This window comes from Streptomyces misionensis (genome assembly GCF_007896895.1).
GTDB lineage: Bacteria > Actinomycetota > Actinomycetes > Streptomycetales > Streptomycetaceae > Streptomyces > Streptomyces misionensis_A.
In genome coordinates, this window is sequence record NZ_VOGW01000028.1 from 21539 (window position 1) to 29658 (window position 8120).

Here is an 8120-nt window from a genome sequence, read left to right on the forward strand (position 1 = left end):
ACAGAGTCGGGGCCCCTCTCACCTGCGAGGAGCGTCCGGGGAGCCGGTCGCGTGGGCCGCCCAGTCCAGGATCTGGACGGCGGCTCCGGCGGCCTCCAGACCCCGGCAACTGTCCTGGTGGCGGCGGGCGATGCCGTCGAGGTCGAGGTGGCGGCCGAAGGCGGGGTGGGCGGTTAGCCGGCGGGCGTAGCCCCACAGGGCCCGGTGCTCGGCGACGCGCTGCACGGCGTGGGCGTCGAGGTGGCAGCGGTGCACCGTGTCGAGCCGTACCAACGAGACCCACAGCTCGATGTCGGCGGCGGTGAGCCGGCCGTCGGCGAGGTACTCCTCCCCCGCCAGCCGCCGTTCCAGACGGCCGAGGGTGTCCAGCAGCACGTCGAGCGCGGCGGTCCGTTCGGCCGGGCCGGCACCGGCCGCTCCGGCGCGCTGGGCGGCGTCCTCGATGCCCTCGCCGCACATCCGCTCGACGGCCTCGATCACGGACTCCAGGCCGGGCGGGAACAGCGGGCCGCGGCCGGTGCGCGGGAAGCGGTCCAGGTCGCGCAGGATGTCGGGGGCGTGGTTGCTGACGATCCGTCCGGACCAGTCGTCGCTGAGCACGGGGGCGAGCGCCGGGCCGGTGTAGTGGTGGGCGCCGGCCTCGTACAGCGGGCGCAGCACGGCGTGGCCGCCGTCGTCGCCGTCCGGGAGCGCGGGCAGGAAGGTGACCGGACAGCTGTCGTCCAGGCCGAGCAGGGTGTGGCCGACGGCGAGGCGGAGTCCGGCGGGACAGGCGGTGGACAGATGGAGCCGGTAGCGGTGGGCCACGGCGTAGTGGCCGCTGCGCGCGTCCCGGCCGAGCCTGCCCCGGAACAGGGGCGCGGCACCGCGCTGGGCGGGCGGGACGGCGGCGAGCGGAGCGATGGTCATGCGTCTCCCCGGGTCGTGGGCGTGCGAGGGGCGCGTCGGCAAGGGCCGTCACAGGGTGGCGGCGGAACCGCCGGAGGCTTGGTGCGGCGCGGGCCCCGGGTCCGTGGGACCCCGCCCGGACTCAGCGCCGGGCGCCGATGGCGCTGCAGACGCGCAGCAGGTCGATGTGCCGTCGGGAGGTGAGCAGCGGGGTGCGCGGCGGCGTCCGGCCCGCTCGGCCGACGACCGCTTCGAGGCGCGCCATGATTCCCTACCTGTTCACTAGGATTCCCTCCCAGGAGTGTCGATCCCGCCGGGCACGGCGTCAAGGGGGTTTCCACCGATGGGACCGCGGGCGGGTCCGGGCCGGGGTCGCCGGGACCGGGACGCAAGGGACGCGCGGCGATCGGGACCGGGACCGCCGGGGGCCAGGGCGCACTGGCCTCGACGCGGACAGGGGCGTGCCCGCCGAGGCCGGGACGCGCGGGACGCGAGGCGATCGGGACCGGAGGCTACTGGGGCCGGAACGCGCGGGACACGAGGCGGACGGGACCGGGACCGCCGGGGGGCCAGGGCGCACTGGCCGCGACACGGACAGGGGCGTGCCCGCCGAGGCCGGGACGCGCGAGACACGAGACGGTCGGGACCGGAGGCCACGGGGGCCGGAACGCGCGGGACGTGAGACGGACGGTCGGCGGCTCGGGGTCTCTGGAGATATCGCGGCGCACGGGGGGCCCGACCTCAGTTTTTTGCGTGGGCGGGCGGTGGAGCGGCACAAGAAACGGTGATTTTGCGGCAGGTGGGGGCATCACGGACCATGGCCGAGTCCCGGCGATCCCGGGGCATCGGCTTGATGAGAGGCGCACCACCCATGCACGTCACCGGAACCGCATCCCCGTCGGCTCCGGCCCCCTCGGAGAACCCCGCGGTTCCCGGCGAGGACCCCCACGGCGGTGCCGGCCGGCACGCCCGCCGGTTCGGGCTCCCCGTGGCCACCGCCCTGGTCATGGGCAACATCATCGGCGGGGGCATCTTCCTGCTCCCCGCCTCCATCGCCCCCTACGGCACGGTCAGCCTGGTCGCCTTCGGCGTGCTCACCGTGGGCGCCATCGCCCTCGCCCTGGTCTTCGGCCGGCTCGCCGCGCGCGACCCCCGCACCGGCGGCCCCTACGTCTACGCCCGCGGGGCGTTCGGCGACTTCGCGGGCTTCCTCGCGGCCTGGTCGTACTGGATCACCACCTGGGTGTCGAACGCGGCCCTCGCGGTCGCCGCCGTCGGCTACCTGGACGTGCTGATCCCGGTCGGCGGCCACCGCTGGACCGCGTGTCTGGCCGCGCTGGTGATCCAGTGGCTGCCGGCGCTCGCCAACTTCGCGGGCACCCGCTACGTGGGCGCCGTGCAGGTGGTCTCCACGGTGCTGAAGTTCGTGCCGCTGCTGCTCGTCGCGATCGGCGGGCTGTTCTTCTTCGATCCCTCCCGGCTCGGGCCGTTCAACTCCAGCGGCCACGGCGCGATCGGCGCGGTGTCCGCCTCCGCCGCGCTGCTGCTCTTCTCCTACCTCGGGGTGGAGTCCGCCGCGGTCAGCGCCGGTGAGGTCAAGAACGCCCGCCGCAACGTGGGCCGCGCGACCGTCATCGGCACCGCGGGCGCCGCGCTGGTCTACCTGCTGGGCACGCTGTCCGTGTTCGGCACGGTCCCGCACGACCGCCTGGTGCACTCCACCGCGCCCTTCTCGGACGCCGTGAACGCGATGTTCGGCGGCAACTGGAGCGGCTGGGCCGTGGCGCTCGCCGCGCTGGTGTCGATGATCGGCTGCCTGAACGGCTGGACCCTGCTCAGCGCCCAGACCCCGTACGCCGCCGCGCGCGACGGGCTCTTCCCGGCCGCGTTCACCCGGCGCCGCCGGGGCGTGCCGACGGTCGGCGTCGGCGTCACCGTGGTGCTCGCCTCCCTGCTGACCGCGTACAACTACCTGTCCGGCTCCGGCAAGGTCTTCGAGGTGCTGGTCCTCGTCACCACCTTCACGGCGACCGTGCCGTACCTGCTGGCCACCGCCGCGCAGCTGTTCCACCTCGTCTCCGGCCGGGCCGCGTCGGTGGACCGGGGGCGGCTGGTGCGGGACTCGGTGATCACCGTGGTCGCGGCCGTGTTCTCGATCTGGCTGATGGCGGGCGCCGGCTACGCGGCGGTGTACCAGGGCGCGCTGTTCCTCTTCGTCGGCGTGCTCGTCTACGCGGTGATGGCGGCCCGCCGCGGCCGTCGCGCGGAGCCGGTCGCCGAGTAGCGCGCCCGGCCGGTCACGCCCCGGCGAGGCCGGCCGCCTTGGCCTGGAGCAGCCGGCGGCATCTCAGCGTCTCCACCGACCACGACCACGCGGAGGGTGACGGCTCCCGCCGGCTGTACGACTGGGCGCGGCCCGCACGGCGGGGCTTGCTACCGGCCGCAGGCCCGGCCCGCAAGGCGGTGCTTGCTACCGGCCGCGAGCCCGGCGGAAGCGGTCCAGGCCCTCGGCCAGGCCGACCACCGGGTCGGGGTAGTCCAGCGCGGCCCGTACCCCGCCGGGCAGTTTCCACGGCTCGTGGACGGCCGGGCCGGCGACGCCGCCGAGTTCGGGCACCCAGCGGCGCACATAGGCGCCGTCGGGGTCGTACCGCCTGGCCTGGAGGACGGGGTTGAGGACCCGGTTGGGGCGGGTGTCCGTGCCGGTCCCGGCCATCCACTGCCAGTTGAGCTGGTTGTTGGCGATGTCGCCGTCGACCAGCCAGTACAGGAAGTGGGCGGCACCGATCCGCCAGTCGACGTAGAGCGTCTTGGTCAGGAACCCGGCGGTGAGCAGCCGGGCCCTGTTGTGCATCCAGCCCTCGTGGCGCAGCTGCCGCATCGCCGCGTCGATCACCGGGTAGCCGGTACGGCCCTGCCGCCACGCCTCGATGTCGTCCCGCGCGGTGCGCTCCGTGCGCCAGTGGTCGCCCTTGGTGCGGTAGTCGGCGTGCGCGGCGGCGGGGCGGGCGGCGAGGACCTGGCGGTGGAAGTCGCGCCAGGCGAGCTGCCGTACCAGTGCCTCGGCGCCCGGGCCGCCGTGGCGGCGGGCCCGGTGGACCAGCTCCACCGGGGACAGGGTGCCGAAGTGCAGATGCGCGGAGAGCCGCGAGGTGGCGTCGGCCGCCAGGTCGTCGTGGGTGTCGGCGTAACCGGCCAGGCCCGCGCGCCAGTAGGCGGTCAGCCGTGTGCGGCCCTCGCTCTCGCCGCCCCTCGGCAGGGCCGGTGAGACACCGGTGACGGCATCGCGGTCCGGCGGCCGTTCGCCCGTCACCCGGTCCGGTACGCGCACCCGGCGCGGGGCGGTCAGGGCCGCGCGCGGACGGACCCGCGCCCAGTGCCGGTAGTACGGCGTGAAGACCGCGAAGTGATCGGAGGCGGCCGGGGTCACCTCGCCGGGGGGCACGGCCACGGTCACCGCGTCGTGCACGATCAGCCGGCGCCCGGCGGCCTCCAGCGCCCGCCGCAGCCGGTCCTCCCGGCGGGTGGCGAAGGCGCTGTGCGCGGCCGCCATGTGCACCTCTCCGGCGTCCGCCTGTGCCGCCACCCCGCACACCTGCGTCACCAGGTCGCCGGAACGCACCACGAGCCGGCCGCCGCGCTCGCGCAGCGCCGTGTCCAGGTCGCCCAGGCAGTCGGCGAGGAAGGCGGTGCGGTTCGGAGCGGCGAACCCGGCCGCCTCGACGGCCCGGTCCCGGACGAACAGCGGGACGACCTCGTCCGCGGCGGCCAGCGCCGCACGCAGCGGCGGATGGTCGTGCAGACGCAGGTCCGAGGTGAACAGGACGACCGCGGCGGCCATGGAGTCAGCCCCCTTCCCGGGGTCGGCGGACGGCACCGTCCCGCGGGGACGCGGTGGGTCCGAAAGAGGTGCGGCCGACCGGAGCGGCGGCGGGGCGGGCGGTGGCGGTGGCGGCACGGCCCGGAGCGGCCATGCGATCAGTGCCCCTCCAGGAGCCCGCGGACGGCACCGTCCCGCGATGACAGGGCGCGACCTGCCAGGGCGCGGACGGGGCGACCCAGCCCGCGGCGGCCGGCGCCGCACACAGCGGCGGACGGTCGCGCGGACACGGGTCCGCCGTGAACAGAACGACCGCGGCGGCCACGGAGTCAGCCCCCTCCCCGGGGCCGACGGACGGCACCCTCCCGCGAGGACCGGACGCGACCCGCCGGGGCGCGGACGGAGCGACCACGCCCACGGCGGCCGGCGCCGCACACAGCGACGGACGGTCGCGCGGACACGGGTCCGCCGTGAACAGAACGACCGCGGCGGCCACGGAGTCAGCCCCCTCCCCGGGGCCGGCGGACGGCACCCTCCCGCGGGGACCGGGCGCGACCCACCAGGGCGCGGACAGAGCGACCCCGTCCACGGCGGCCGGCGCCGCACACAGCGGCGGACGGTCGCGCGGACACGGGTCCGCGGTGAACAGGGTGGCCGCGGCGGCCATGCGGTCAGCCTCCTTCCGGGGCTCGGGACGCGGCGCGGGTGGCGGCGCGCACGATGTTGCGGGCCATGCCGCCGAAGACGACCGCGTGGAACGGCGAGACGCTCCACCAGTACAGGTGGCCGAGCAGCCCCCGGGGATGGAACAGCGCCCGCTGCCGGTAGCGGCAGCCTCCGCCGCCGTCGTCCTCGACCCGCATCTCCAGCCAGGCCAGGCCCGGCAGCCTCATCTCGGCGCGCAGCCTCAGCAGCCGGCCGCGCTCGATCTCCTCCACCCGCCAGAAGTCGAGCGAGTCGCCCACCCGCAGCCGGCGCGCGTCCCGCCGGCCGCGGCGCAGGCCCACACCGCCGACGAGCCGGTCGAGCCACCCGCGTACCGCCCAGGCCAGGGGGAAGGAGTACCAGCCGTTCTCCCCGCCGATGCCCTCGACCACCTGCCAGAGCGCCTCCTGCGGCACGTCGGCGGCGCGTTCGCGCACGTCCGTGTAGAGGCTGCCGCCCGCCCAGTCCGGGTCGGTCGGCAGCGGATCGCTCGGGGCGCCGGGCACGGCGGCGGACGACCAGCGGGTGTCGACCCGGGCCTCACGGACCCGCTGGAGCGCCAGGGCGACGGCCCGGTCGAAGCCGAGGGGGTGGCCGGGCGGGGAGGGCACGTAGCGTTCGATGTCGTTCTCGTGGCAGACGACCTCGTACCGCAGCGACTCCGTCAGCGGGCGCGCGATGGCGGCCGGCACCGGGGTCACCAGCCCGACCCAGTAGCTGGACAGTCCGGGGGTGAGCACCGGTACGCGCAGGATCACCCTGCGGGGCAGGCCGGCGACGGCGGCGTACCGCTGCATCATCTCCAGGTAGGTGAGCACCTCGGGGCCGCCGATGTCGAAGGTGCGGGCGACGTCGGGGGGCAGCCGGGCGCAGCCGGCCAGGAGGCGCAGCACGTCGCGGACGGCGATGGGCTGGATGCGGGTGTGCACCCAGCGCGGGGTGACCATCACCGGCAGCCGCTCGGTGAGGTAGCGCAGCATCTCGAAGCTCGCGGAACCCGATCCGATGACGACGGCGGCGCGCAGCACGGCGGTCGGCACGCCCGAGTCGAGCAGGATGCGGCCGACCTCGGCCCGGGAGCGCAGATGCGGTGACAGCTGCCGCTCGGGGACCCCGGCGGGGGTCAGTCCGCCGAGGTAGACCAGGCGCTCCACCCCGGCCCGCCGGGCCTGCTCGCCGAAGATCCGGGCCGCCTCCCGGTCGGTCCGCTCGAAGTCGCGGCCCGTGCCGAGCGCGTGCACCAGGTAATAGGCCACGTCCATGCCCGCCATCGCCCGCGCCAGGGACCCGGCGTCCGTGACGTCGCCCCGGACGATCTCCACCCGGTCGGCCCACGGGTGGTCGCGCAGTTTGCGCGGGGTGCGGGCCAGACAGCGCACCCGGTACCCGGCGTCCAGCAGTTCCGGCACGAGCCGCCCGCCGAGGTAGCCGCTGGCGCCGGTGACCAGGCAGGCCGGTGCCCCGGCCCGTGCCGTGTCCCGGGCCGCCGGCTCGGTCGTCTCGTCCGCCACGGGTCCGCCCCCGTCCATGCTCGGGTCCCGGTGCGCCGGAGCGCGCTCCCGGGTCTCTCCAGCGTGCTGGCCGCACCGCCGGATGCGGGCCGGGCACGGCGTGGCGATCGGGTGATGTCCGCGCCCGGCGGGTCGCCGCCGGCCGCCCCGGCTCCTTCGGTGCGCGGCGGTCCGGTCCGGCGTGCGCGCCGCGCCGCGTCACTCGCTCGGTTGCAGCGGGCGGCCGTCCGTCACGCCCAGGCGGGCCTGTTCCTCCTCGACGATCGGGCGGGCCGGCTCGGTGTCCGACACGTCGGCCGCGTCCGCCGTGGCCTCGGCGACGGCCCTGCGGCGCGCGTAGGCGTCGAACCGGCGGGTCTTGGTCTCCAGCAGCTTCACCAGGCGTTCGTTCCCGCACCCGCCCCCAGGAACAGGGAAGACTCCCATACGGCCGATCGGCTCGCCCCGCCCCCCGCGCAGCGCGCGCCACGAGGCCGGCGCGGCGCGGTCGACCCGGTCCGTGGCGCGGCGGGGTCCGCGCCGCCGAGCGGCCCGCGGCCGGTCAGCGGCGGATGAGGCCCAGGTCGGTGGCGGCGGCGACCGCGGCGGTGCGCGAGTCGACGCCGAGTTTGGTGTAGACGCGGGCAAGGTGGGACTTGACGGTTCCCTCGGTGAGGTGGAGGCGCCGGCCGACGGCCTGGTTGGAGAGACCGTCGGCGACCAGGGCGAGGACCTCGGTCTCGCGCCGGGTCAGGGCGGTGCCGGGGGCGCGCAGCCGGTTCATGAGCCGCTCGGCGACCGCGGGGGCGAGGGTGGTGCGGCCCGCGGCGGCGGTGCGCACGGCGGCGGCCAGGTCCTCGGGAGGCGCGTCCTTGAGGAGGTAGCCGGTGGCACCGGCCTCGATGGCGGGCAGGGTGTCGGCGTCGGAGTCGTACGTGGTGACGACCACGACGCGGGGCGCGCCGGGCCGGGCGGTGATCAGGGCGGTGGCCTGTGCGCCGCCCATGCCCTTGCCGAACTGGAGGTCCATGAGCACCACGTCGATGTCGCCCGCGGCGGCGCGGGCGACATCGCCGTGGTGCTCATGGACCTCCACTCCGGCAAGGGCCTGGGCCGCGCCCAGGCCACCGCCCTGCTCCCCGCCCGGCCCGGCGCGCGCGCCCCCGTGGCCGCCACCCCCGCCGACTCCGCCCCCCACACCCTGCCCGCCATCGCGG

General features: G+C 76.4%; 6 protein-coding genes and 1 pseudogene. 1 reads left to right on the top strand and 6 read right to left on the bottom strand.

All coding sequences use genetic code 11. From position 1 onward, the window contains the following. Positions 1-18: 18 nt before the first annotated feature. Positions 19-909 (bottom strand): glutathione S-transferase C-terminal domain-containing protein, encoded by an 891-nt coding sequence (locus FRZ03_RS04255; RefSeq protein ID WP_146463786.1) that lies wholly within the window; start codon positions 907-909, stop codon positions 19-21. Between the two features lie 121 nt (positions 910-1030). Next, positions 1031-1153 (bottom strand): putative leader peptide, encoded by a 123-nt coding sequence (locus tag FRZ03_RS40040; protein WP_261398547.1) that lies wholly within the window; start codon positions 1151-1153, stop codon positions 1031-1033. Between the two features lie 606 nt (positions 1154-1759). On the opposite strand from FRZ03_RS40040, the gene FRZ03_RS04260 reads away from it, so the two are divergent. Beyond that, positions 1760-3172: an amino acid permease gene (locus FRZ03_RS04260; RefSeq protein WP_146463787.1), complete on the top strand. Its 1413-nt coding sequence runs from the start codon at positions 1760-1762 to the stop codon at positions 3170-3172. 186 nt (positions 3173-3358) lie between these two features. Here FRZ03_RS04260 and FRZ03_RS04265 read toward each other — a convergent pair whose 3' ends face one another. From FRZ03_RS04265 to FRZ03_RS38790, 4 genes and pseudogenes are all read right to left on the bottom strand, one after another. Next, positions 3359-4729: a cryptochrome/photolyase family protein gene (locus FRZ03_RS04265; protein WP_146463788.1), complete on the bottom strand. Its 1371-nt coding sequence runs from the start codon at positions 4727-4729 to the stop codon at positions 3359-3361. Positions 4730-5379: 650 nt separating this feature from the next. Then, positions 5380-6942, bottom strand: coding sequence for an SDR family oxidoreductase (locus FRZ03_RS04270; protein WP_146463789.1), 1563 nt, complete (start codon positions 6940-6942; stop codon positions 5380-5382). Positions 6943-7122: 180 nt separating this feature from the next. Further along, a pseudogene (locus FRZ03_RS04275) lies at positions 7123-7389 on the bottom strand (ATP-dependent helicase); the annotation flags it as partial. A 76-nt stretch (positions 7390-7465) separates the two neighbouring features. Then, positions 7466-8101, bottom strand: a complete 636-nt coding sequence (locus FRZ03_RS38790; RefSeq protein ID WP_398659702.1) for a LuxR C-terminal-related transcriptional regulator — start codon at positions 8099-8101, stop codon at positions 7466-7468. Positions 8102-8120: the final 19 nt, after the last annotated feature.